A 25,266-nucleotide genomic window follows, 5' to 3' on the forward strand; every position below is an offset into this window, starting at 1 on the left:
GCTGCAGTCCCGTTCAATATCGCAAACGGATGACCGCATAAAAACCCGACCAAATTTCTTCGGTCGGGTTATGGTCTAACTATTGGGTCTCACTTCAGACGTAAGTCCTAAGCTCTTTATTGTTCTGTGTATCTTCTATTAAGGATGTTTATATGCCGTTATTCTAAGCCTACGATAATCAGCCTCCCAGTGATCGAATTTCCATAAGCTTGATTTCAACGCTCGCTCCAAATTTTTAAGAACCTGCTCTTTCTGCTCTTCAGATAATTCTCCTAACTCCGTAGCGTAAAATTGCTCCATCCATTCTCTCAAACCAGACCAACCGCCTTTTAGTGGTGTTGGTCGTTCATATTCCAAAATCTCTACAACTTCAAAATGATTTTTTTCAAGCAAAAGTTGATAATCTGCAATTGATGTAAAACAGAAAGGCTCCTCAAAAGGAATACTCAAAGCCTTTAACTCGCGCCCAAAAGCTCCTCTGATCGCCTGCACATTCCCAACTGCACCGAACTCACAAATCAACTGACCATTCGTATTTAAGTGTCGATTGATATTTTTTAATAACAAATCTTGATCAGGTATCCAATGAAAAACTGCATTTGAAAAAGCGACATCATACAGACCAATTTGATCGGAAGGATTTAAGATATCTTCCTGTAAAAAATTCAAATTAGGATAACTTTTTTTTGCTTGATCGATCATATTTACTGATTGATCGATTCCCGTCACTTCATGCCCCAGGTCCGCAATTTGACTCGTTAATGCGCCAGTCCCACAGCCAATATCCAACACTTTTTTCGGCTCTTTCGGTACTAACTCCAACAATCCTGCGCCATACTTAAAAACAAAATCATGTGTCGTATTATATTTTTTTGCATCCCATTCCATGGTTTTCACCCTCCTAACGATTTAATGAAAAGCAGGGTGTGGGACAAAAGTAAAAAGCACTTTTGTTTCACACCCTAAATATGAATAAACGGTGGGAGCAGAAGCAACCCTTTCGGAAATAAGCTGAAATTACTGTAAAACACAGTAAATATCATAAACTGATGTTGCATAGTACCTACGTGGTTCTCGGGGTTAAACACTCCTGTCCCAACCTCACTCTTACTATTTCTTATTGCCAATATGCTGGAATCTTCGCTTCATAAGCCGCAATCTCAGAATCATGCGTCAAGCTGATCGCAATCTCATCTAACCCATTCACTAATTTATGCTTCCAAGTGCTGTCAATTTCAAAAGAATACGTACCAATCGACGTCACCACTTGTTGAGCAGGTAAATCGATTGTAATCATTTCATCTGCTTGAAGCCCCGCCAATGCATCCAATTCTTCTCGCTTCAATACAATTGGCAATAGTCCATTTTTCGTCGCATTCATATAAAAAATATCACTGAAACTTCCTGCAATAACCGCTCTAAAACCATAATCATCCAACGCCCAAGCCGCATGCTCTCGTGATGAACCTGATCCAAAGTTGTCACCAGAAATCAGAATCGTCGCGCCTTTGTATTGTGGTTCATTCAAAGTGAATTCTGGATTTGGTGTACGGTCCGGCAAATAACGCCATTCATCAAATAAAAACTCGCCAAACCCTGTTTTTTCGATTCGTTTTAGAAATGATTTTGGAATGATTTGATCGGTGTCGATATTGTCATTCATTAGTGGAACCGCAGTTCCTGTATGTTGTGTAAATGCCTCCATTATGCACCAAGCTCCTCTCTAATGTCTCTAAACGTTCCTTCAATCGCAGCTGTTGCCGCCATCGCTGGGCTGCAAAGATGGGTTCTTGCCCCTTTGCCTTGGCGTCCCTCAAAGTTTCGGTTCGAGGTTGAAGCACAGTGAACACCCGCTGGTACTTGGTCTGGATTCATGCCTAGACACATGGAGCAGCCTGGTTCACGCCATTCAAAGCCTGCTTCGATGAAGATTCTATCCAAGCCGATTTTCTCTGCTGCTTTACGAACAGGTCTTGAGCCTGGTACTACGATTGCGGTAATGCCTTCTTTGACTTTTTTGCCTCTTACGATACGAGCCGCTTCTTCTAAATCGGATAGTCGGCCGTTGGTACATGAGCCGATAAAAACGTAGCCGATTTCGATATCTGATGGGCGTTGTCCTGGTTTTAGATCCATGTAGTTATAGGCACGTTCGTCGTTCATGTCTTTGATTTCTGGAAATGTCCCTGTGATTGGGATGCCCATTTCTGGATTCGTTCCCCATGTAATGAAGGGAACCAGTTCATCTGCGTTTAATTCTAGATCCACATCATAAGTTGCGTCTGGATCACTTGGCAGTTTTTTCCAATCAGCGATTGCCGCTTCCATATCTTCTGGTGCATATTCTCTGCCACGTACATAGTCAAAGGTTTTTTCATCTGGCGCCATCATCCCCATTTTTGCGCCGCCTTCGATGGCCATGTTACAGATGGTCATGCGTTCTTCCATCGTTAGATTTTCAATCGTTTCACCGTAAAATTCAACCGCATGTCCAACACCAAAATCAACCCCATATTTTGCGATCAAGGCAAGAATAATATCTTTGGCATACACGCCTTTGGCTAGTTTTCCAGTAATTTTAACACCCATTGATTTTGGCTTATTTTGCCAAATGCATTGTGTGGCAAAAACATGTTCCACTTCACTGGTTCCAATACCGAATGCCAAGGCTCCAAATGCGCCGTGAGTTGCTGTATGTGAATCCCCACAAACGATGATTTTCCCTGGTTGTGTCAAGCCTGTTTCGGGTCCCACCATATGCACGATTCCCTGACGGTCACTGCCGTTATCACAGAGCGTTACACCGAATTCTTCACAGTTTTTCTGCAAGGCTTCGATTTGTTTTTTTGCCACCAAATCTGTGATGTTAAAAATATCTTGTGTTGGTACGTTATGATCCATCGTCCCAAAGGTTCTATCTGGTCGGCGGACTTTTCGGCCTGCTTCTCTTAGTCCTTCAAAGGCTTGTGGTGAAGTGACCTCGTGGATCAGATGCAGATTGACGTATAGTAGTTGTGGTTCTCCGGCAACGCCCGATACCACATGTTGTTCCCAAAGTTTATCAAATAGAGTTTTTCCCATATTAAGCACCTCTCAATTCTGTTATTATAGCTTCTGTAAAGTCTGTTGTTGTCGCTTTACCACCTAGGTCAGTGGTTAGGATTCCTTGATTCATGACACGATCGCAAGCCTCTTCGATTTTCTTTGCTGAATTTTCTAAGCCAAATGATTGACGTAACATCATCGCTACTGACAAGATCATCGACATTGGATTGGCGATATTTTGATTAGCAATATCTGGTGCTGAACCATGGATTGGTTCGTATAATGAGGGACCAGATTCGCTGTGACTGGCGCTTGGCATCATCCCTAGTGAGCCTGGAATCACCGATGCTTCATCACTTAAGATATCGCCGAATAGATTTTCTGTTACAAGTACGTCAAAGGCTTTTGGCTTTTGGATCATGACCATCGCCGCTGAATCGACTAATTGATGTTCTAAGGTACAATCTGGAAATTCTCGTGCGACTTCTTCGGCTGTTTGACGCCACAATTTGCTGGTCGCTAGTACATTGGCTTTATCAACAGATGTGACTTTTTTATTTCTCGTTTGGGCGATTTCAAAGGCTTTTCTGATAATACGTTGGATCTCAGCTTTTGAATAGGTGCATAGGTCTGAGGCTTCTGTTTCCCCTAGCTTTTTTTCACCAAAGTAGATACCACCTGTTAGTTCACGAACGACCACAAAATCAACGCCTCGAACGTTTTCTTCTTTTAATGGCGATAAATGAACGACTGCATCTGGCACAGAAATCGGACGGATATTTGCAAAAAGTCCTAAAGCTTTTCTTAACCCAAGCAAGCCTTGTTCGGGACGTTTTGGTGCATTGTCCCATTTTGGACCGCCAATGGCACCTAGTAAGATCGCATCAGCTTTTTCACAAGCGTTTAGGGTTCCTGCTGGTAAGGGATCACCTTGTTCATCAATACCAGCGCCGCCAAAGGCAAAACGTTCAATATCAAAATCCAGATTATCTTGCACCATGATTTCGGCTAAAATTTTTAGTGCGCTATCCATGATTTCTGCTCCGATGCCGTCACCCGGCAATGCTACAATTCGTTTGCTCATTAGGCTTTCCCCACTTCTTTTTGAAATTGTTCACTGGCTTTGACGTAAGCTTTCGCTGATGCTTGTAAGACATCGAAATCGATGCCGATACCGTTGAATTGCTTGTTGTTTTCAGTATCTGCTAAGGTTACATGCACTTCTGCTTGGGCATCTTCACCGCCTGTGATGGCTTTAATGTAATACTCTTGTAGTTCTGGTTTTTGGTCGAATATTTTATCGATCGAATTATAGATCGCTTGGATACTACCAGAGCCGATCGCCGATTCTGTTTTACTTTCGTTTTCACCTGTATTGATGGACACGATTGCTCCTTGACTGCCGTCAGAAACGTATTGTAATTGGACACGTTCTAAGCGATAATCTTCGCTACATTCTTGCGATTGTCCAACCATTAGCGCGATCAAATCGTCTTCTGTGACTTGTTTCTTTTTGTCTGCCAATGATTTGAAGCGTTTGAAGGCGTCTTTTAGTTCGTCATCTGTTAGTTGGTAGCCTAGTGCTTCCATTTTTGTGGCAAATGCATGACGCCCGGAAAGTTTCCCTAGTGGCAATGAGTTTTCATTTACCCCAACAAGTGATGGTGTAATGATTTCGTAGGTATCTGGATTTTTCAATACGCCATCTTGATGGATACCTGATTCGTGAGCGTAAGCGTTCGCTCCGATGATTGCTTTATTTCTTGGCACTGCCACGCCTGATAGACGGCTGACGAGATCGCTGGTCCTTTTGGTTTCATTCAATGTGATGTTGCTTTGGGCTTCGTAGAAATCTTTTCTGATGTATAGCGCCAACGCTACTTCTTCAAGCGCCGTATTGCCAGCTCGTTCGCCGATGCCATTGATTGTTCCTTCTACTCGACGAGCGCCATTTTCGATCGCTGCTAAGGCATTGGCCGTCGCCATTCCTAAGTCATCGTGGCAATGAGAAGAGAAAATAATTTCTTCATCGCTTTGGATATTTCCGATCAGAAATTTAAATAGTGCGCCGTATTCTGTTGGATTGGAATAACCAACCGTATCAGGAACGTTGATGATTGTTGCACCTGCATCAATGGCTGTTTGAACTGCTTTTAGTAGAAATTGTTTGTCTGTTCTGGTTGCATCTTCTGGTGAAAACTGAACTTTCTCAAATTTGGTTCTAGCGTAGCTAACGTGTTCTTTAATAGAAGCGATTACTTCGTCTGGTGTCATTTTTAGTTTAAATTCCATATGAACCGGGCTAGTTGCTAGAAATACATGGATTTGTGAGTGCTTGGCATTTTGCAACGCTTCATGAGCGCGATCGATGTCAGCTTTTTGGCACCGTGCCAAACCTGCGACGGTCATTTTTTCAGCATTTTCTGCGATGGCTTTAACTGCTTCAAAATCACCAACTGATGCGATCGGAAATCCTGCTTCGATCGTATCGATACCCCATTTTTCTAGTTGTTTGGCGATTTGAACTTTTTCTTTGGTGTTGAAATTTACACCTGGTGTTTGTTCGCCGTCTCTTAGAGTGGTGTCAAAGAATTGGATAGTGTTCATTTTTCATACTTCCCTTCTGAATTGAGTTAATGGTTTTCTTCATTTTTTTAGGTTAGGGGACACGAATAAAACTTCTCTCGCTTCGCTCGCCAAGTATTGTGCATCATCAGCTCTGCAAGCAGTCGCTGTGTTTTAGACGAATGAAACTTCTCTCGCTTCGCTCGCCAAGTATTGTGCATCATCAACTCTGCAAGCAGTCGCTGTGTTTTAGACGAATGAAACTTCTCTCGCTTTGCTCGCCAAGTATTGTGCATCATCAACTCTGCAAGCAGTCGCTGTGTTTTACAATAAAAAAGCACCCCACGATATGGGATGCTTGTCATCCCGTTCATGCAATGCGAAAACAGGACTCTCAACGTCTGATAAGAAAAAGCTGTGCTGCAGCTGGTTTCTAGAAATCAGTGTGATGAGTCCTTCAGTAATAATAAGAATGTAATTGTCGTTGTCTGCTTGTTCATCTTCCTCAACATCCTTTATTGTCAGAATTTTTGAATAATTCAAACTATAATATTAAAGATACAAAAGTTTTTAATCAAAGTCAACAGTTTTATGAGATTTTTTTAAGAAAGTGAACGGGACATAACTCTTTGAATCATATCCCACTCACATGGAATCCGTATGAACGGTAGGGATGGAGCAGAAGCACTTCCTGTCCCAACCTTTTCATTTTTTTATAGTTTATTCAATGCTTGCCCCAAGTCAGCAATAATATCTTCAATATTTTCAATTCCAATGGATAGACGAATCAATTCTGGCGCTGTTCCTGAAGCTTTTAATTCATCTTCACTCAACTGTGAATGTGTTGTTGAAGCTGGATGAATGATCAATGATTTCGCATCACCGACATTTGCTAATAGTGAGAACAGCTCAACATGATCAATCAAATTTTTTCCAGCTTCGGCCCCACCTTTTACTCCAAAAGTAAAGACTGAGCCTGCTCCTTTTGGTAAGTATTTTTCTGCTAGTTGATGATATTGATTGTTCGGTAAGCCTGGATAATTAACCCACTCAACTTTCGGGTGCTTATTTAAAAATTCCGCTACAGTCTGCGCATTTTTTACATGTCGCTCTATGCGCAAAGATAATGTTTCTAGACCTAGAATCAATAAAAAACTATTGAAGGGTGAAATCGCTGCCCCTGTATCTCTTAATAAAGAAACGCGTAAGCGTGTGATATAAGCTGGTGCACCAACATCTTTTGTATAGGATAAACCATGATAGCTTGGGTCTGGATCAACAAGTTTAGGGAATTTACCATTTGCCCAGTTGAATTTGCCAGAATCAATGATAACACCTCCCAAAGCAACACCGTGCCCACCAATGAATTTTGTTGCGGAATATACGACGATATCAGCGCCAAAATCAAAAGGACGATTCAAATAGGCCGTTGCAAAAGTATTATCCACGATCAATGGTAACTCATGTTTATGTGCAATTTCTGCAATGGCTTCTAAATCTGCAACATTCGTAATTGGATTACCAATCGTTTCTACAAAAATCGCTTTGGTATTTTCTTTGATGGCTTCTTCAAAATTACTTAACTGATCTGGCTCAACAAAGGTTGTCGTGATCCCAAATTCTGGCAATGTATGAGCAAATAAGTTAAATGTTCCACCATATAATGTTGAAGCTGAGACAATATGATCACCGCTGCTTGCAAGGTTTTGAATGGCATAAGTGACAGCCGCTGTTCCTGAAGCTACTGCTACCGCTCCAACACCGCCTTCTAATTCATTCAACCGGTCTTCCAATACTGCTGTTGTCGGATTTGTGATGCGTGTATAGATATTTCCTGCTTTAGATAGTGCAAATTTCTCGGCTGCATCTTGTGTGTCGTCAAAGGTATAAGATGTTGTTTGGTAAATAGGTACGGCTCTAGAATTCGTCTCTTTGTCGGGTTTGTGTCCTCCATGGATTTGGATCGTTTCAAATTGATAGTTAGAGTTTGTCATTATGCGTCATTCCTTTTCTATTTTTTATTTTATTGATTTTTTTTATATCGCCAATCCACATATCACCTTCTTGCATAATGACCGCCTCTTTCTGTTTATTCTCATTAAAAGGAACAAAAAAGCCGTCCCTACTAGCTTTATACTAGTAAAGGGCGACTGTCGCGGTACCACCTTTATTGGAAATCACTTCCATCTCAACCCAAACGTCGAATCACTTCTTGATTTGGTGCCTTGTTAACGGTAGCTGCCGTAAAAATCAAATTGATTTTTCCTCTCCAAGATCATTTTCGACAAGGGATCATTACTTTCTTGCACCAAACGAAAGCTCTCTCGCTCCAATAACTGATCACATTAATTCACTGGATATAATGTCTGCTTGTGTACTCTTCTTTTCAATGAGTTTTAGTATTGGTCATAATATTAGAGCATTCTCATTTTTTTGTCAACGTTTTTTTCTTTATTTTTCATTTTTTATAAATATTACTCTTCTATTGAGTGTCCTATTTCTCTTTCTTCTACTTTTTTATTATAATTAAGAAAATTGGAGGTCGATTTAATGTCAGCAAGTAATGAAAAAGTGGAAATACTCTTATCTTATTTATCTGAAATCCATACAAAGAGCTTAACTTTATACGATTTAGTCACCAGCCGCCCACGCCCTGAAGATACTCGAATTCTTTTAAATATCAATGAAGTCTTCACCTATTATCATAGTGTACGTGTTTTTTACTACAGTAATAGTGAACTAACGGCCTCAGAGGTTCACCCCTTTTTTAAAGCCTTTGAAGATTTCTATTTTGAATTGAAGCAGGTCTTTTTTCTTGAAGAGGATGATAGCATCCTACTTTATAATAAGTTAACGGCTATGAAAGATTCTTTTGAACAGTTGACGAATGATTTTAATGTTCTATAATAGAGTAGACAACAGGTAAAGAAGGTGCCCAAATGGATCAAAGTGAAGTCGTAGAGCGCTTGCGCGAAGAGTTGGAGATTCCATTTTTTAATGGAACGATTGAAGAACGTGAATACACAGAAGCTGAATATCAGAAGATCAAATCTGATCTGATTCAGTATTTTGATGATTATGTGCGTAATGTAGAAAATTAATACGGAATAGTCACATGAAAATCTAAAGATCTAAAACAGACTGTAATGTTTCTGTTTTAGATCTTTTTCTATGTCTTTAAAAGCAAGTCTCTTTTCTTTGCTTAAAACAGACAAAAAATAACATTATGTATGTTAAAATTAAAAAGATAAAGATATATTATTAATATGATATTTATTTTCAAAAACGTATAAATAAAAAACCATCGGCGGAAAAGGCCGATGGAAAAGGAGTATTACTCAATAAGAGTAAAATGAAAAATAAAAAGGTTGTTGTTGGTATGATCATATAATACAACAGTTTTTTTCTTTTGTCTACTAAAAATAACATTAAATTAAAATGAAATCTTACTATTTTTTGTCATTTTTCCATTTATTTTTTTATTTATTTAATAAAAGGTTGCTCATTCGTGTGATAGCAAATGAAATGTCATCTGTTGCTTTATCTTGCTTTTCTTCTGAATGATTGAACAAATCAACATCGATCCCTTTTTCCGGATCTAAAGATAAAATCATTTCGTTACAACCAGCTAAATATTCGATGTATGAACGTTCGAATTTCTTATGGATTCCCATAACACGGGCAGGTGGACGCAATTGAGTTACTTTTTCAAGCATAATTGTATATTCCTTGGTGCCATCTTGGAAAATGCGTTGAATCTCAGCAATTCTTTCTGGAGCCAACTCCGTTACTTTGCCGTTATCGATTGCTTTACGAACTTCCTCGTAATAGTCGTTCATTTTTTCTCCGACTTCTTCTGTTTCTTTAACAATATCATTGATGTTTTGAACATAATAGCCTAAATTTGGTTTCACAATCTTTCCTACTTTCTTTTAGTAATCACTCAATTTTACCCTGTTTGATAGGCAGATGACAAGAAGAATCTGCAAAAATACAATTTTACCCTGATTCTTCTTATAAAAAAACTGCAAACAGATTTTTTGTTTGCAGTTTTTATGTTTTTATTGAATTTCGTCACTTGTTTTGATGATTTTAGAAATCATGCCATACTCTTTGGCTTCGTCAGCTGACATCCAGAAGTTACGGTCTGTATCTTTTGCGATTTTTTCGTAAGTTTGACCTGTCGCTTCAGCGATCAAGCGATTGACACGTTCACGCATACGGATGATTTCTTTGGCTTCAATTTGAATCTCTGTACTTTGTCCTTGCACACCGCCAGCAGGTTGATGGATCATATAGCGTGTATTTGGTAAGCTATAACGATTCTTCGCTTCAGCAGCTAAGTAAATCGTAATACCAGCACTTGCAACCCAACCAGTTCCGATCACGATCACTTCTGGTTTTACAAATTTGATCATGTCATGAATCGTATCTCCCGCTTCAACATGTCCGCCTTGGCTATTGATAAAGATTTTGATAGGCTCATCACCCATTGCAGCTAGCAACAATAATTGAGATGTTACTTCTCGTGCTAAATCTTGATTGATTTCTCCGTAAATCAAAATTGTTCGCTCTTCAAACAATTTTTTCATAAACGCATTTGGTTGTTGTTTTTCTTCTGTTTCTTCATTTTCATCTAAATAGTTCATCACGACTAACCTCCATATTTTAAAGCTAAATCTCTATATTAATAATACCGCAATATGAAAATTTGTCCACTTTTTTGACTTGTTTTGACCTTAAAAACTATTTTTCAAACATCAAGGATCCATCGATACTTAAAAGTAATCTATTGTTTATTTTTATCTGAGACATAACACTACGAGTCACATCCCCTACTCCAGGAATTCGAATTACTAGTGAAATCAGAAGTAACTTCGCGAGAATTGCTGAGAAACCCAGTGAGGTACAGGGCGACGTCACACTGGATCTATTTGATTCTCATCTGTCATAAACCATACAAAACTTATGCTGCATTCTTTGCCTTAACATTCTTCGTCTTTTTGCCAACTAATAAGTAAAAATAGATTATCACTTTACCCCATTAATATAGGAAGTATTATGAACTTCCATAAAGTGTTGATAAGGCTTCATACACACTAACAAAAAAGAATGATCTAATAACATATCTACAGAGATTGGAATGATATGAGGATGATCTTCTAACACCGATGGAATCAGGGCCTCTTCACAAAAGATATATTCATTACGAATCGATTGGTCATATCCTTCAACTTCGTATATGGAACGGTAAAATTTATTCTCTACCACTATATCGAAAACATTAAATTCAGAGAATTTACTTTGATACAGTAAAAATTTTGAATCAGAATCGGTTACGATTTTCAAATGGAAGAACAGTTTTTCTTGCATTAAAATAGGGCCCGCTTCTTCAATAAAACGATAGATTAAATTTGTATCAATTACAAGAAGATTTTTAATTCCTTGTCCCCATTTAAATAAAACTTTGACGATTCGTTGAAACAGCTCTTTATTTTTAGGATGCAGCGTATAAAAAGAACCGTGGACTAAAACTTGATGATTATACCAAGCATTCCTTGTTAAACGGATAACCCCTTCTTCAAAACTAAAATCCCCTAATAAAATTTGATCAAATTCTTCTTCAAAATATTGGATTAGTCGAATAATATCTGGACGACCAACTAAAAACGTACTACGTAATTTCTCATGGTCTTCAAATAAATTCTCTAATTGACTAAAAGAATACTCACAAGAATTAAAAAGAGACACCACATAAACAATTTCATGTTCTGGTAAAAAGCGCTCCATATTCAAACTTTTCCATGCTTGTTCGACTAACTTGAAAATGGGGCGTTTTTTTAAATCGACGATGACCTTTTCTTCTAATTCAAGCTTTTCTTTATCTTGACGTGAATAGGCAATATTCATTCCTTGTAAAATAAAATAACGACTTTCTTCCGTATAAACTCTGGTTGAAAACTCGTGTTCAATCAAATCGAGCATGTCCTCGCACGCTTCTTCAAATTCAATCGTCTGATTTGTTTCATAATTGATGTCAATTTTTGTTAGATAGTATAAATATAAGAACCTCGTTTCAAATTCTGAACTATTCAACCGTTCATTTTCACAGTCCAGATGACAAGCAGAAAAAAAAGCTTCCGCTTTTTTCTTCAAATTATAAGCTTTACTAACTGAAATAAATTCTTCTTCTACTAAATCCAAGTAATTAAACTGTTGTTCCAAAAATTTGGTACACGTCTTTAGAAATAATGATTGCTGATAGATGATTTTGCGAATTTCAAATAATGGAATATCTTTATTAAATTCTACATAAAAGTATTTTTTTTGTTTCTCATAACTTAATATGTACATATCTAGTATCTGAACTAAATCTTCCAAATCATTTTGTACTGTTGTTGGAAATGCTTCGAATATTTCTATATAATGCGTAATGTCAATTTTTTCATATTTGTATAGTGCTTCAAGAAGAACAATTTTTCTATAAATATTTTTTTCTAAATACTTTTCTAACATCTATTCCCACTCTTTGCATAGTTGATTTCTCAATTATTTTATCAGTAATTGAGTTTAAAAATAGATGCGATGACTTACTCTACTAAACTTTTTTATTAAGTAGCCTATCGTTATAGATATTTCATAAACATAGCTAACTTAATTATTGCCGAGTGGAAGTCATCACACTATCAATAAATATACTCCATTTCAATTTTTAATATACACGCAAATGAGTAGATAGAAAAGTAATAAGTATTTCTATAAAAAAACTTAATTTTTTCACTAGATATCTGTTTAACCGGTAATTCATTTTTGAAAGAGTGGGGATTATCACTTCCTTATAAACGTCTATAAATAATTCAAATGATTACTCTTTCTTTTCTCTCTTTTTAGTATTCGATCCTTTTTTACGAAAAATAATTAAGGAACTAATTAAAGCAACGATACAAAAAACAAAAGCCATCGCAAACGCATGACGATAATCGGTAACCTCCAATGATTCTTTTATAGCAAGTGTGGAGCTTCCAATTGCCAATGATTGTGTAGGAGTAGCTTGGGCATGACTAGATAGAAACGTAACTAATACAGCAGTCCCAAAGGAGCTAGCAATTTGCCTTAATGTATTATTCGTTGCGGTCCCATTACTGATCATGTCATTGGGTAAAGCATTCATTCCCGTTGTTGTCACTGGCATCAAGACCATTGATATTCCCAATAAACGAATAGCATAGAAAATAGCTATGAAAAGAATTGGGGTTGTCTCAGTAATAAATAGAAATGGAAATGTCCCTAAAGACAATAACGTCAAACCAATCGGGATTAAAAAACGTCCACCAAATCGATCAAATAATTTTCCTGTAACTGGATTCATTAATCCCATCACAATACTTCCAGGCAATAAAATCAACCCCGAATCAATTGGACTTTCTAGATGAACCTTTTGAATATAGTCTGGTAAAATAGATTCAAATCCAAGCAAGGCTATATAAGAAATGGCACTTAGAAACACAGAAACTGAAAAAGTTGAGTAGCTAAACACTTTTAAGTTCAATAGTGGATTTGAAATTTTCAACTCTCGTACAATGAAAGAAATAATCACAGCACATCCTATAAACAAAAGAACAATCACTTCTTTAGACAACCAGCCTTTAGTACTGGCTAAACTAATGCTGTATAACAAACTACCAAATCCAATGATCGATAAAAAAACAGAAGGAATGTCTAACTTACTCTGTTTTAAGGGTATGCTGACTTTAAAAAACAGCAAAGCCCCTATTTCAGATAGAAGAATCAACGGTATTGTAATAAGAAATAATGTTTTCCAATTAAAATAGGTAATAATATATCCAGATAGCGTTGGCCCTATCGCGGGAGCTAACGCAACTACTAAACCAACAAACCCCATAGCAGTTCCACGCTCGTTTTTTTGGAACAGCGTTAATACAATCGTCTGAATCAAAGGAAGCATAATTCCAGAAGCAATTCCCTGTAATAATCGTCCAAAAAGCAAATACTTGAATGTTGGACCGAAATAACAAATAAGCACGCCCATTAAAAATAAATTCAAGGCAGTTAAAAATAGATATTTAGACTTGATTTGTTTCATTAAATAAGCAGACAAAGGAATAGTAATACCTGATACTAAGAGAAACAACGTTGTTAACCATTGAACGGTGCTTAAACTTATATTCAGGTCTTTCATAATCGTTGGGTAGGCTGTGATCAACAGCGTCTGATTCATAATAATACAAAATGCGCCCAGTAGAATAACAACCATAAGAGCACTTCGATTATAGCGTACCCCATCATAGGTTTCTTTGTTTTTATTCATCCATTCACGTCCTTAAATAATTACACCGATTTTCCCATTTACCAATCTGGAATAACACAGAAAAGAAACACTCATTGAGCTATTTCGTTTTCTGCGCGACTGAATCTTCCTCTACAGTTCCTTACTGTCTAGTCTTTGAAAACTGATTCAAGTTCACTAATTATTTACTACTAAACAGGATCAATTTTAATTGCTTTCTCCTCTACTTTGATCATTTTTGAATAGAAGGCAATTCCCACTAAAACAATTGCTGTAAACCATAAAGATTTTTCACCATAAGCTTTTGTCAAAATAGTCCCGATTAGTCCGCCACCTGCAAAACCAATTAATACAGAAAAATATAACCAACTATTTTTCCATGCATCTTTTGCTCCGGTAAAAGCTTGAATAATATAATTGAACGCTAATTGTACCACTAATGTCACGGCAACATTTCCATAAAGCATGCCATCTATTTTATGAAATGCATTCCCTTGCATTCCAGCTAGAAAAGAAACAAGCATACATATCTGTAGGATGGTAAAAACACTATTAATTGATGAAAAACCTAAGCCAACTAAAACGACTGCTTCTATAAGTAAAATTTCAAATGCCCAGATTTTCTTCATTTTAATGCCCAACACTTCAATAATTCCTGTCGTCATCGCACCTAATCCAAAACATAAGATGGTTAGTGCCACTGTAGCTAAATGCTGCCAGTCTTTTGTTGCAATTGTTTGTCCTAATAAAATGATATTTCCTGATTGTACTGTGCTAAATGCTTTTCCTACAAAGTAGGTATACCCGTCCATTGAGCCAGCCGCAATCGCTAGAAAAAAAGCAATCCAAGGTAGTTCCATTACAGGATAAGTCGGTACTTTACGATTATTCACTCTCTATTCCTCCAATTTTTGATAGTAAAAAGCCTAGAAAATTTTCCTATTTATTTTCTAGGCATTGAAACAAAAACTATTCTGGTTTTTTAAACCAAACAACAGGTTGTGGCTTTTCTGGATTTGGTAGTGACTCCGCAAATTGTTTCGTAACGTTTAAATGATCCGCTACCATTTGCGATGGGGAAGAGCCTAACCATTTATTTAATGAAATATCAGAATACTCACCATGCTTGAAGACTTCTACAAAAATCAAGGGTTCATCACCAATATTTTGTACGTAGTGTCCAGCTACGATTGGAACGACACCTACGTCACCTGCTTGGAAATCAAACGTTCTAGAAACACCAGCAGAGTTAAAAACTGTCATGCGAGCTTTCCCTTGAATGTAGTATTGCCATTCTGCAGCTTTAGGATGCCAGTGAAGTTCGCGCATTCCACCTGGCTCTACTTCCACAAAAGCAGCCGAAATTGTTTTCGCTACAGGAAAAACGTTTTGATCGACGATTCGTACACGACCAGCTTCTGATTCAATCGGTTTAATTGTATCCATATGAAATGTAAATGGCGATGGAACTTTCCCATTCACATTTGGACGTTCGACTTCTTCAATAGAACCAGGAATATTTGCTTTAAAAATATATTTTTCTTTAGCAGGGAAACTTTCAATTTCCTCTGTTGATTTTTTAAAGTTTGCCGCAACCACTTCAGGTGGCGTATGTGCCAACCAATCCGATAATAAGAATGTATTGTTTTCAGAAAAATCAGCTTCACTGAAAACTAATAAAAATTCACAGCCTTCGTCTAACGCTTGAATAGAGTGAGGAACTCCCGCTTCAAAGTTCCATAAATCTCCGGCTTTAATGTCATCAATGAAGGAGCGTCCGTATTCATCAATACCCGTCACACGAGCATTTCCATAGAGCATCAAGCCCCATTCAGCTTCCTTATGCCAATGCATTTCTCGATAAGCACCGGGTTCTAAGCTCATGTCTACGCCAGCAACATCTTGTGAAATGGGAAAATCACGGTTTGTGATTTCTCTTGTCCATCCGCCTTCTTCCAAGCGTTGATGTGAATCAGAATAACTAAATCTTAAATTCGCCATCGTTCCATGGTCAGTAGCAGGTGGCACTAGAATATCTGGATTTTCTTCATCACGACTAGTATTTCTAGGTCCATGATCAATCCACCCTTTCCCATCGGTGTGTCTGTAAGGCTCAAGTTTTTTTTCTTCTGACATATCCAATCACTCCTTAAATTTAATATGTATTGATTGTCTCATGAAAATCGATTTTTAGACAATGATATACTTATGATTGACTTTTTACAAAAAAATTAGAATTTTATTGATTTCTATCCCTTTAAATGCTGATCCACCGATTCTTTATACGTTTATGCCCATAATTCTTTTCTTCCTTTCCTATCGCAGCAAGTGACAACTGTTCATCAAAGTTTCCTGTTTACTCTTTGATAATAGATAATATACAGCAAATAAGTATTCACTTTTTTTTTATTATTCAAAAATAAGAGCTGTTTTTTTTTGAAAAAAAAATAAAAGCCTCTAAAATAAGCTTAATCCCTGTTTCTCTTTTCAGTAAAACTAAATCGAAATAGTTTGAGAGTCTTTTTACATTGATTTAATTAAAAAAAATACAAAGACCAAAAATCTTTTTCATGATTTTTGGTCTTCGTATTTAGTTGACTTTAAACTTATTTATAAGTCTATTCATTTTTTTCGATTTGTTGTTAACTTTTTCCCATTCTACGTTGAACAAATTTTACAATTTCAACGATTGGGATAATCGCAAATGACGTTCCAGCAACGATTGCCCATTGGTAAGCATCTAATGACGTTACGCTGAACAAGTCATTGAATCCTGGAATTAGAATCGTTGCTGCTAGTAACAAGAACGATACTAAGATAGCCCAGTTAAATGATTTGTTTCTGAACAACCCAACTTTAAAGACAGATTGGTAAATAGATTTCACGTTGAATGCGTGGAACAATTGAATCAATCCTAATGTTGCAAATGCCATTGTCAACGCATCACCATGTTGTAAATCATATAAGGCTGCTGCTGATAAGTTTGGCATATTCGCTGCTGTGTGCGCTGGGAATTCGATCGCCATTTTATACACGATCAGCGTCAACGCACCTTGTGTGATCCCTTGATAAATTACACTACTCAAGACACCGCCAGAGAAGAAGTTTGATTTCTTCCCACGAGGCGCATGGCTCATCACGTCACGCTCAGCAGGCTCTACGCCCAAAGCAATTGCTGGGAATGTGTCGGTTACTAAGTTGATCCACAATAAGTGAACTGGTAGTAAGGTATCCCACGCTAACATTGTTGCAATAAAGAGTGTCAATACTTCCCCTAAGTTAGCAGAAAGGAGATATTGAATCGTTTTTTGGATATTTGAGAAGACTTTACGTCCTTCTTCAACGGCTACGATAATAGTAGAGAAATTATCATCCGCTAAGACCATATCAGAGGCACCTTTTGATACTTCTGTACCAGTAATCCCCATGCCGATACCGATGTCAGCTGCTTTCAAGGCTGGTGCATCATTCACACCGTCACCTGTCATAGCAACGACTTTACCTTCTTGTTGCCACGCTTTCACGATACGAACTTTATGTTCAGGTGAAACACGAGCATAAACGGAATAATGTTCAACGACTTTTGCAAATGCTTCATCCGATAATTCATTTAATTCAGCACCTGTAATTACAGCATCGTCGTCACCTTCTTTAATGATACCAAGACGTGCAGCAATTGCTTCGGCTGTGTCTTTGTGGTCACCTGTGATCATGATTGGACGAATGCCAGCTTCTTTGGCTACTTTTACCGCTTCGGCTGCTTCTTTACGTTCTGGATCGATCATGCCGACAAGACCTGCAAATACTAAGTCTTTTTCAACTAAATCAGAATCCATTTCCGCTGGAACCGCATCTACGATTTTATAAGCCATTCCTAAAACACGTAATGCTTGTTTGGCTAATTTTGTATTAGTCGCTAAAATTTCTTGACGTTGTTTGTCATCCATTGCTGGTGTTTGACCCTTTAATAATGCTTGATTACAACGTTTTAGTAATTCGTCTGGTGCACCTTTGACAGCAACTAAGAATTTACCATCTGCTAATTGGTGAACAGTTGTCATCAATTTACGATCTGAATCAAATGGAATTTCAGCAACACGAGGTTCAGCAGCAACTTTTTCCGTTACGTTAAAATCGTGATCTAAACCGTATTGAACAAGTGCTGTTTCAGTTGGATCACCAATCAATGAACCGTCTTGTGCAATTTTTGTATCGTTTGTGTAGTTCATGATTTTTAAGGCCATATTATCCATAGCAACAGCATCTGTTGCAGGTTTTACTTCATTATCTGTGTAAAGAGCTTCAACCGTCATTTGGTTTAATGTTAACGTCCCAGTTTTATCTGAACAGATAATATCTGTGCTTCCTAATGTTTCAACCGCTGGTAATTTGCGGACGATGGCATTTTTCTTCGCCATTTTTTGTGTACCTAAAGCTAAAATAATTGTAACGATAGCTGGCAATCCTTCTGGAATCGCTGCAACGGCTAATGAAATTGATGTTAATAACATATCGATCCATGTACGGCCGTTCATCATACCAACAACAAACATCACTGCTGCAATCACTAAAATAGCGATCGTCAACATTTTACCTAATTGGTTTAAGTTTTGTTTCAATGGTGTTTCAGTTTCTTTTTCGTTGGCTAACATCCCTGCAATCTTACCGACTTCGGTGTTCATCCCTGTGCCGACAACCACACCGATTCCGCGGCCATAAGTCACGTTACTGTTAGAATACGCCATATTGATCCGATCACCGATTCCGATGTCATCAGATTTACCTTCTAAAACAATAGCTTCTTTTTCAACTGGTACAGATTCACCTGTCAAAGCTGCTTCTTCGATTTTAAGACTCGCAGCTTCCAATAAACGTAAGTCTGCAGGAACAACATCTCCTGCTTCTAATAAAACGATATCTCCTGGTACTAGTTCATCACTTTTCACTGTGATCACGTGACCATCACGACGGATATTCGCATTCGGCGAAGACATTTCTTTTAAAGCTTCAATCGCTTGTTCTGCTTTGGCTTCTTGAATCACACCGAAGATCGCGTTTAAAATAACCACGAGTAGAATGATGATGGAATCAACAAAATCACCTGAGAAGACTGCGGAAATTACTGCAGCAAATAGTAAGACAATGATCATAAAATCTTTAAACTGTTCAAAGAATTTTACAACGATTGATTTCTTTTTCCCTTCATCTAAAGCATTAGCCCCATAGCTTTCTAATCTTTTCTTGGCTTCTTGATTGGATAGTCCTTCGACTGTCGTATCAAACTTTTGTAAGACTTCTTCATCTGACTGCGTATAAAATGCTTCAGATAATTGAACCTTTTTCTCTTCTGACATGTTCTTCCTCCTCTGTAATGTGCAGCTACTTAAATCTATTTTACTTCATATTAGCGAAACGAACACGCTTTTGGACTTAATGTTCGTAGCAAAAACGAAAAAAAATAGACCTCTGTATGCTAAATAGAACATACATAAGTCTCACCGTTTAAGACAACACCAGAAATTTCTTTCGGAGTTGGTGATGTTGCCGCAGCTAGCGCCGCCAGTTACTCCCTCATGAAATAATAGTGGTGACAGATCAATATCCTTCACCAATTATCATTGATGAACTAATTATACCTGTTCTTTTAGTGTTTTTCAAATGAAATCGTCTTGATTTTCAGAAAAATTTCTGTTTAGTTTGAAAAAGTTGTAGTTTATTCTTTGTTTAATAGGATCTCTTTAATTTGTTGCCAATATGTCTTAGTCCCAACAATGAGAGATAGCTCTCCTGTGAGCCCATACCGATTTTTGAATTTTCTTGGCAATCGTAATTCTCCTTTAATGGTAAAAAAAGTTCCTTGTTCACTTGTCGTACTTGTTTCTGAAATTTCTGTTAAAATGCCATCAACCGTTGTTGTTTCTCTGTTCTTATCTAATTTGAAGTGAACATTCATTCCTTTTTCTATACGATTAATTTCATTTGTAGGCAATAGTGCAGTGAACATCATATAATCGTCCTGCAAGATTGGATAAATCTCCGCTAAAAGCGTTCCTTGTTGAACAACTTTTTGCCCACTTACTTGTTCAGTTAAGTGAACCCTTCCATCGATCGAAGCCCTTAGAGTACCTTGTTCGATTTGTTCATTCAGCGTCTTGAGTGCAGTCGTATTTTTCTGTTGAGTATTCGTTAATTCAAGCAAACTTTGTCTGGTAGTTGCTACCGTCTGTTCTATCTTTTGTTTGGCTTTTTTATGATAACTATTGACTTCATTATCAGAGTTAGCTGGTATAACCAGTTTAGCTAGTTCTCCTTGTACTTGCTCTATTTCCTTATTTAGTTGTGCAATCTGCTCTTCGATTTCAACTAAGACAGTTGTCCGTACTTGATTATTTAGTTCTTCTGAAGTATTTGATAACTGAGATTGCCAGAATTGATATTTAGCCATGATTTCTGTAGCAAAACCTTGGACTTCTTGCTGATTATTATTCCACGCAGAACGAACTTGCTCCCATTCATTCTTTTGGCTTTGTCTTTCATTCAGCTGTTGAGACATCTGCTCTTTGTTTTTCTGATACATCTCAAGATTCTTTTTAGTTATTTCTATACTTTGTTTGGACATATACTCATTGGATTCATTTTCTGCTACTAAGCTTTTCAATTGATTACTGTAACCATATATATCTTCGCTTTCAAAAAGATCACGCTCTTGAGTTAAACTATCAATAAACGTTTGAGCTGCTTTCTTTTGCTTTTCAATTGTTTTATTTTCTTGTTCAAGCAGTTTTTGTTCATTCGACAACACTTCTGTATCAAAAATTATTAAAGAATCACCTCTTTGTACTCGTTGGTTTTCATGTAACTTATTTTCTAGTATTTTAGCATCTATAGGAACCTGGACTTTCTCTGTTTCTGTGCCAATTAACTGTGCTGTCGTTTGTATGACTACTTCTTTTTTGGCGAAAAATAAAAAGAGTCCTAACAACAAAAATAGGATGATAACTGGATACACTATCCAACGATAAAAGGTATTGTGTTGTTGACTATAAATACTGGAGTGGTCAAGCCAATCATTCTTTGCCATTGTCAATCCTCCTTTTACTATATTTCCCACAACTGCTGGTAAATTCCTTGGTTAAATCGTAATTTATCATGAGTTCCTTGCTCAACTAATTGTCCTTCATGAAGAACAAGAATTTGATCACATTCTTTCGCAATTGATAGATGGTGAGCGATAAAAAGAAGTGTCTTATTCTCAAGTTGTAGTAAATACTCTAAAATTTTATGTTCTAATATAGTATCTAATCCACTGGTTGCTTCGTCTAAAATCAGAATGTCTGCATCTTTTAATAACGCTCGAGCAATAGCTAGACGCTGACGTTGTCCGCCCGAAAGATTCACCCCACCTTCTTCCAAAACTGTTTCCAAGCGCAAAGGTTGCTGGTTAATAAATTCATTTAATTGGACAGCTTTACAAACTTCTAAAATACGTTCAAAACTTGGTATTATAGATAAACCAAAAGTCAAGTTCTCTAAAATTGTTCCACTGAAAAAAAAAGAGTCTTGCGGGATATACGTCACATTTTCTCTTAGCTGTTTGTATTCAATATCTAGATGGTTTACCTGTCCATAACTGATTGTTCCTTCTGAAGGAGAATAAAAATTTACTAGTAATTTTGCTAAAGTAGATTTTCCCGACCCGCTAACGCCTACTAATGCAACTTTACTATGAGCAGGAATCCAACAGGAAATCGCATTTAGCGTAGGTGCTTTCATATGATAGGAGAATGAAACCCGCTCTAAAGAAATGCCTTGCTGAAAGTTTTCTACAGAAATAGTTTTTTCTATTGAGGTATTCACTTGTTCAGGTTCAATGTCAAAAATTTCATTTAGTCGTTTATTGGCCACTTGAGCTGTTTGCATTTTTACTTGAAGGTTTATGATATTTTGTAAAGGATCCGTAAAAAACACAAGTAATGCGTTATATGCAATTAATTGACCTAAGCTAATGGTTCCATCCATCACAAAATATGAACCTAGCCACAGAATCAAAGCACTACTGATCAATTGAATGGTATGTTTTATTCCTTGTTGTACATTATCCAAGGTTACAGTCTGAAATGATTTTTTCATAAGTTTGATAAATTCTCTATCAACGCGATCATACACCTGATTTTCTCCACTATAAGCTTTAATTGTTTCTATCCCTTTCAGACTTTCGATAATATTGGCGTTTAGCGTAGCTCCAGCAGTCATTTCTTCTTGATTCGCTTTTTCGTAGCTTTTAACAAATGCTAAAATTGCTATGAGGTAAAATGGTAATGATGCCAGTGTGATTAAAAAGAGTGTGCTATTTTGAATGGCTAAGGTAATTCCCACTAATAGCACCATTCCAATATCTAAAAAAACAGAAAGTGTGGCGCTAGCAAGAGCATCAATAATCTTATTCGCATCTAAAAAACGAGAGATAATCTCTCCTGATTTACGTGTTGCAAAAAAAGTCATTGGGAGTGTTAACACATGTTTAAAGTAAGTCAACATAATTGCAATACTCATTCGTTGCCCTAATATAATTAATAAATAACTGCGACTATATTCAAAAAACACCCGAAAAAGATAGACAATAATCAATCCACTAGACACAATATTAAGCGCCGAATGTGCTTGATATGGAATAAAATAATCTAGGAGACCCTGAAAATAATAGGAACTTCCAATGCCAAATAAAGTAATAAAAAATGAGGCTAATACAATATGAAAAACCAATTTTTTCTGTTGCCAAATTATTGGTAAAAACGAACTTAATCCATTAACTTTTTCCTTAATCGGTCGATAGGATTTCTTTGGTGTAGGTAAGATCAAAATACCTGTCCATTCTGCTGAAAATGCTTCAATTGACTTTTTTACTTTTCCTTTGGCTGGATCTGCAAGTGATAACGAGGCTCCTTTTTTATCGTACACAACGACATAATGCATAAAACTATTGTCGACTAACACATGAGCAATTAAGGGAAATGGCAATTCTTTTTCCTGCCAAATTTCATTATCTGCTTGAATAGCTAAACACTCAAAATCTAAATTTTCCAATGTTTTTTTTAAGCCAAAGGCAGAAGTTCCTTCCAAATCGGTCCCTGATAATTCTCGTAATTTATGGATAGGGATTTCTGTTTTATAATAGTTTAGAATCATGGCTAGACAAGCCACACCACAATCTTTTTCATCTTGTTGTTGAATATAAGGAAATGGTTTCATATATTATTTGATATCCTTTCCAAAAATTAGTTAAGAATTTTTTGAAACCGTTCTTTAATCCTATTGGTTTTTCCAATAGCAAATGTCCTTGTTAATTCTGCATTAAAATAAATCAAACGTTTTTTGAACTCTATTTCTCTAACGTTTTTAGGATTAATCAAACAAGAACGATTGATTTTAAATAATACCGGGTATTTCTTTTCTATATCTGTTAATTTCCCATAAAATTCATATTGACCGTTTTTTGTGTAAAGTGTCACTCTATGAGGTAGCGCTGAAGGTTCTAGTAAGTATATTTCTTGTAGATCAAGTAGAAACGTTTGTGAACCAATCGAAAAAACAAACGCATTATTTTGCTCTATTTTCAAAGAGTCAATTCTGTGCTGGGCAAGAGCTAACAACTCTACGATTTCGGCTCGGTAACTTTCTAATGATTGATCCTTTACCACAAAACCCAATGTTTCTATCCGACGTTTTATCGTTAAAGGAATCATTTCATCGTGAGTTGTAATAAAAATAATCTTTGCCTGTACATCATGTGATCGTATCTCCTCTGCAAGTTCGATCCCATTCATTTTATGATTTAAATCAATATCCAGAAAATAAATTCCCTGCTTTGGTTTAAATTTATGCAGGTATTTTTTTACTTCTTCTGGACTCTGTGTTTTTAATGTAATTTGAAAAAGATTATTATGAAAGAGAATAAAATTCTGAATAATAGTCTCAATTTGATTTAATTGGATAATTTGATCTTCACAAATAATAATCGGATAACTCATACTGCCTCCCTTACTCCCAAATCAAGATGATCTGAGTGGAAAATTTATATTGATCTTTTTGGTATTGAACAAACATATTCTTATTCTTTTTGTTTATATCCTTAATTGTACTCAATCCTAAACCTTGATGATTTCCTTTAGTTGTAAAGCCTTTTTTTAGTAGAGAGTTTAGAGGAATATCTAGATCTTGAAAAGAATTTTCAATATAAAATTCCAGTTGATAATTATCTTGATGAATCATAAACGATATTGTACGTTCTTCATTTTCACTTGTCGCTTCGATTGCATTATCAAGAACAATACCTAAAACACGAATACAATCAAAAATCGGCATCGGAATTTTTTCGACTACTTCATAGCACTCAAATTTAAAGTAAACTTGTTGTTTCTTTGCTTCATGAAACTTAGAGATAATCAGACTTTTCAAATACATATTTTTAATATTTTGGCAGTGACCGTAGTTCAAATCCGATGTTGAAATGTAATGATTCGAATAGTTTTCCAACTCTTGCACTTGCTCAAAGAACACCTGATTTTCACTATTCGCTGAAGCCTCTTTTAGACTTAGTAAAATATTTTTATAGTCATGTTTGAATTTTGATAATTGTTCTTGATTCTGTTCTAATTGGTCTGTATAATTTTTTAAATTAATCAATTCTTGTTTTTCTAATTGTTGTTCGTATTTCTCTTTTTGCCTTAATGTGATTCGGATAAAAAATAAGATAACAAATATAGTTTGAACAATAATGAAACCCGTCACTCCCATAATAAATTGATCAAATGCCTCATAATAATGAGCCGCATATGAGACAAGTAAAGAAACTGCAAATAGATAAATCATCAGAACTGATGTTAATTCGGAGCTATAATGCTCAATTACTGAGTTAACATGTAATTTTTTGTATAACATGATAAAAAGTGATAGTAGAAACAATTTCAAAATCAATTGAATAAAAATATACGTGTACCCTTTTATTCCACCATGTGAAAACCCAAAATACATAATAATTGAGCTTACGATTGATGAAACGTCATTTATAAGCATACATAAAGTAAGCTTGTTTAAAAGAATATGATTAAATTTCCCGTTTCTTTTTAATAAAAAATAACTGCTCAAAATAGGAATCATATCTGCCAGACCACTAAATAATTGGAAAATAAAGGTTATTGGTAGGAAAATAAAGATGATCGCTAATTTTTTCTTAGTGTAGTCATTTTTATTAATATAAAAAAGTAACCCGTATAAATAAAAAAGATCCACAATCATCCTTAATATGTAAGCTTTTGTATTAATATTAATCAAGTGATCCCCTCCTGATT

General features: G+C 36.4%; 19 protein-coding genes and 1 other annotated feature. Of the genes, 2 read left to right on the forward strand and 17 right to left on the reverse strand.

Annotated features, from left to right (window positions below; translation table 11 throughout):
- Positions 1 to 138 precede the first annotated feature (138 nt).
- From BCR24_RS05240 to BCR24_RS05265, 6 genes are all read right to left on the reverse strand, one after another.
- Positions 139 to 888, reverse strand: a complete 750-nt coding sequence (locus BCR24_RS05240) for a class I SAM-dependent methyltransferase (protein ID WP_069639520.1) — start codon at positions 886 to 888, stop codon at positions 139 to 141.
- A 229-nt stretch (positions 889 to 1,117) separates the two neighbouring features.
- Positions 1,118 to 1,705: a 3-isopropylmalate dehydratase small subunit gene (gene leuD / locus BCR24_RS05245; protein WP_069639521.1), complete on the reverse strand. Its 588-nt coding sequence runs from the start codon at positions 1,703 to 1,705 to the stop codon at positions 1,118 to 1,120.
- Positions 1,705 to 3,081, reverse strand: coding sequence for a 3-isopropylmalate dehydratase large subunit (gene leuC, locus BCR24_RS05250; protein WP_069639522.1), 1,377 nt, complete (start codon positions 3,079 to 3,081; stop codon positions 1,705 to 1,707). The genes leuD and leuC overlap by 1 nt, the downstream gene beginning before the upstream one ends.
- Position 3,082: 1 nt before the next feature.
- A complete protein-coding gene (gene leuB, locus BCR24_RS05255; RefSeq protein ID WP_069639523.1) occupies positions 3,083 to 4,129 on the reverse strand; it encodes a 3-isopropylmalate dehydrogenase in 1,047 nt (348 codons plus the stop codon).
- Positions 4,129 to 5,652 carry a 2-isopropylmalate synthase gene (locus tag BCR24_RS05260; RefSeq protein WP_069639524.1) on the reverse strand — a complete coding sequence of 508 codons (1,524 nt, stop codon included), beginning with the start codon at positions 5,650 to 5,652 and terminating at the stop codon, positions 4,129 to 4,131. The genes leuB and BCR24_RS05260 overlap by 1 nt, the downstream gene beginning before the upstream one ends.
- 671 nt (positions 5,653 to 6,323) lie before the next feature.
- Entirely contained in the window at positions 6,324 to 7,604 is a 1,281-nt protein-coding gene (locus tag BCR24_RS05265; protein WP_069639525.1) for an O-acetylhomoserine aminocarboxypropyltransferase/cysteine synthase family protein, read from the reverse strand.
- Positions 7,605 to 7,749: 145 nt separating this feature from the next.
- Positions 7,750 to 8,009 (reverse strand) — a binding site (T-box leader).
- 151 nt (positions 8,010 to 8,160) lie between these two features.
- Between BCR24_RS05265 and BCR24_RS05270 the strand changes: the two genes are divergently transcribed.
- Both BCR24_RS05270 and BCR24_RS16820 read left to right on the forward strand, forming a co-directional pair.
- The gene (locus BCR24_RS05270; RefSeq protein ID WP_069639526.1) at positions 8,161 to 8,517 is read left to right on the forward strand and encodes a hypothetical protein; all 357 of its coding nucleotides are present in this window, start codon (positions 8,161 to 8,163) and stop codon (positions 8,515 to 8,517) included.
- A 32-nt stretch (positions 8,518 to 8,549) separates the two neighbouring features.
- Positions 8,550 to 8,711, forward strand: a complete 162-nt coding sequence (locus BCR24_RS16820; RefSeq protein WP_167351665.1) for a hypothetical protein — start codon at positions 8,550 to 8,552, stop codon at positions 8,709 to 8,711.
- Positions 8,712 to 9,089: 378 nt separating this feature from the next.
- Here BCR24_RS16820 and BCR24_RS05275 read toward each other — a convergent pair whose 3' ends face one another.
- The 11 genes from BCR24_RS05275 to BCR24_RS05325 form a co-directional block, all read right to left on the reverse strand.
- Positions 9,090 to 9,524 carry a hypothetical protein gene (locus BCR24_RS05275; protein ID WP_069639527.1) on the reverse strand — a complete coding sequence of 145 codons (435 nt, stop codon included), beginning with the start codon at positions 9,522 to 9,524 and terminating at the stop codon, positions 9,090 to 9,092.
- Between the two features lie 147 nt (positions 9,525 to 9,671).
- Positions 9,672 to 10,259 carry an ATP-dependent Clp protease proteolytic subunit gene (locus BCR24_RS05280; protein ID WP_069639528.1) on the reverse strand — a complete coding sequence of 196 codons (588 nt, stop codon included), beginning with the start codon at positions 10,257 to 10,259 and terminating at the stop codon, positions 9,672 to 9,674.
- Positions 10,260 to 10,641: 382 nt separating this feature from the next.
- Positions 10,642 to 12,126, reverse strand: coding sequence for a BglG family transcription antiterminator (locus BCR24_RS05285; RefSeq protein ID WP_069639529.1), 1,485 nt, complete (start codon positions 12,124 to 12,126; stop codon positions 10,642 to 10,644).
- A gap of 349 nt (positions 12,127 to 12,475) precedes the next feature.
- Positions 12,476 to 13,939: an MDR family MFS transporter gene (locus tag BCR24_RS05290; RefSeq protein WP_069639530.1), complete on the reverse strand. Its 1,464-nt coding sequence runs from the start codon at positions 13,937 to 13,939 to the stop codon at positions 12,476 to 12,478.
- Positions 13,940 to 14,109: 170 nt separating this feature from the next.
- Entirely contained in the window at positions 14,110 to 14,811 is a 702-nt protein-coding gene (locus tag BCR24_RS05295; protein ID WP_069639531.1) for a YoaK family protein, read from the reverse strand.
- A 76-nt stretch (positions 14,812 to 14,887) separates the two neighbouring features.
- Positions 14,888 to 16,054 carry an oxalate decarboxylase family bicupin gene (locus BCR24_RS05300; RefSeq protein ID WP_069639532.1) on the reverse strand — a complete coding sequence of 389 codons (1,167 nt, stop codon included), beginning with the start codon at positions 16,052 to 16,054 and terminating at the stop codon, positions 14,888 to 14,890.
- 506 nt (positions 16,055 to 16,560) lie between these two features.
- Positions 16,561 to 19,272 (reverse strand): cation-translocating P-type ATPase, encoded by a 2,712-nt coding sequence (locus BCR24_RS05305; protein ID WP_069639533.1) that lies wholly within the window; start codon positions 19,270 to 19,272, stop codon positions 16,561 to 16,563.
- A 359-nt stretch (positions 19,273 to 19,631) separates the two neighbouring features.
- Positions 19,632 to 20,999, reverse strand: a complete 1,368-nt coding sequence (locus BCR24_RS05310) for a bacteriocin secretion accessory protein (RefSeq protein WP_069639534.1) — start codon at positions 20,997 to 20,999, stop codon at positions 19,632 to 19,634.
- Between the two features lie 17 nt (positions 21,000 to 21,016).
- Positions 21,017 to 23,167: a peptide cleavage/export ABC transporter gene (locus BCR24_RS05315; protein WP_069639535.1), complete on the reverse strand. Its 2,151-nt coding sequence runs from the start codon at positions 23,165 to 23,167 to the stop codon at positions 21,017 to 21,019.
- Positions 23,168 to 23,193: 26 nt separating this feature from the next.
- Entirely contained in the window at positions 23,194 to 23,946 is a 753-nt protein-coding gene (locus BCR24_RS05320) for a response regulator transcription factor (RefSeq protein WP_069639536.1), read from the reverse strand.
- A gap of 10 nt (positions 23,947 to 23,956) precedes the next feature.
- Positions 23,957 to 25,249 (reverse strand): sensor histidine kinase, encoded by a 1,293-nt coding sequence (locus tag BCR24_RS05325; RefSeq protein WP_069639537.1) that lies wholly within the window; start codon positions 25,247 to 25,249, stop codon positions 23,957 to 23,959.
- Positions 25,250 to 25,266 lie beyond the last annotated feature (17 nt).

It is taken from the genome of Enterococcus ureilyticus, assembly GCF_001730315.1.
Lineage (GTDB): Bacteria > Bacillota > Bacilli > Lactobacillales > Enterococcaceae > Enterococcus_L > Enterococcus_L ureilyticus.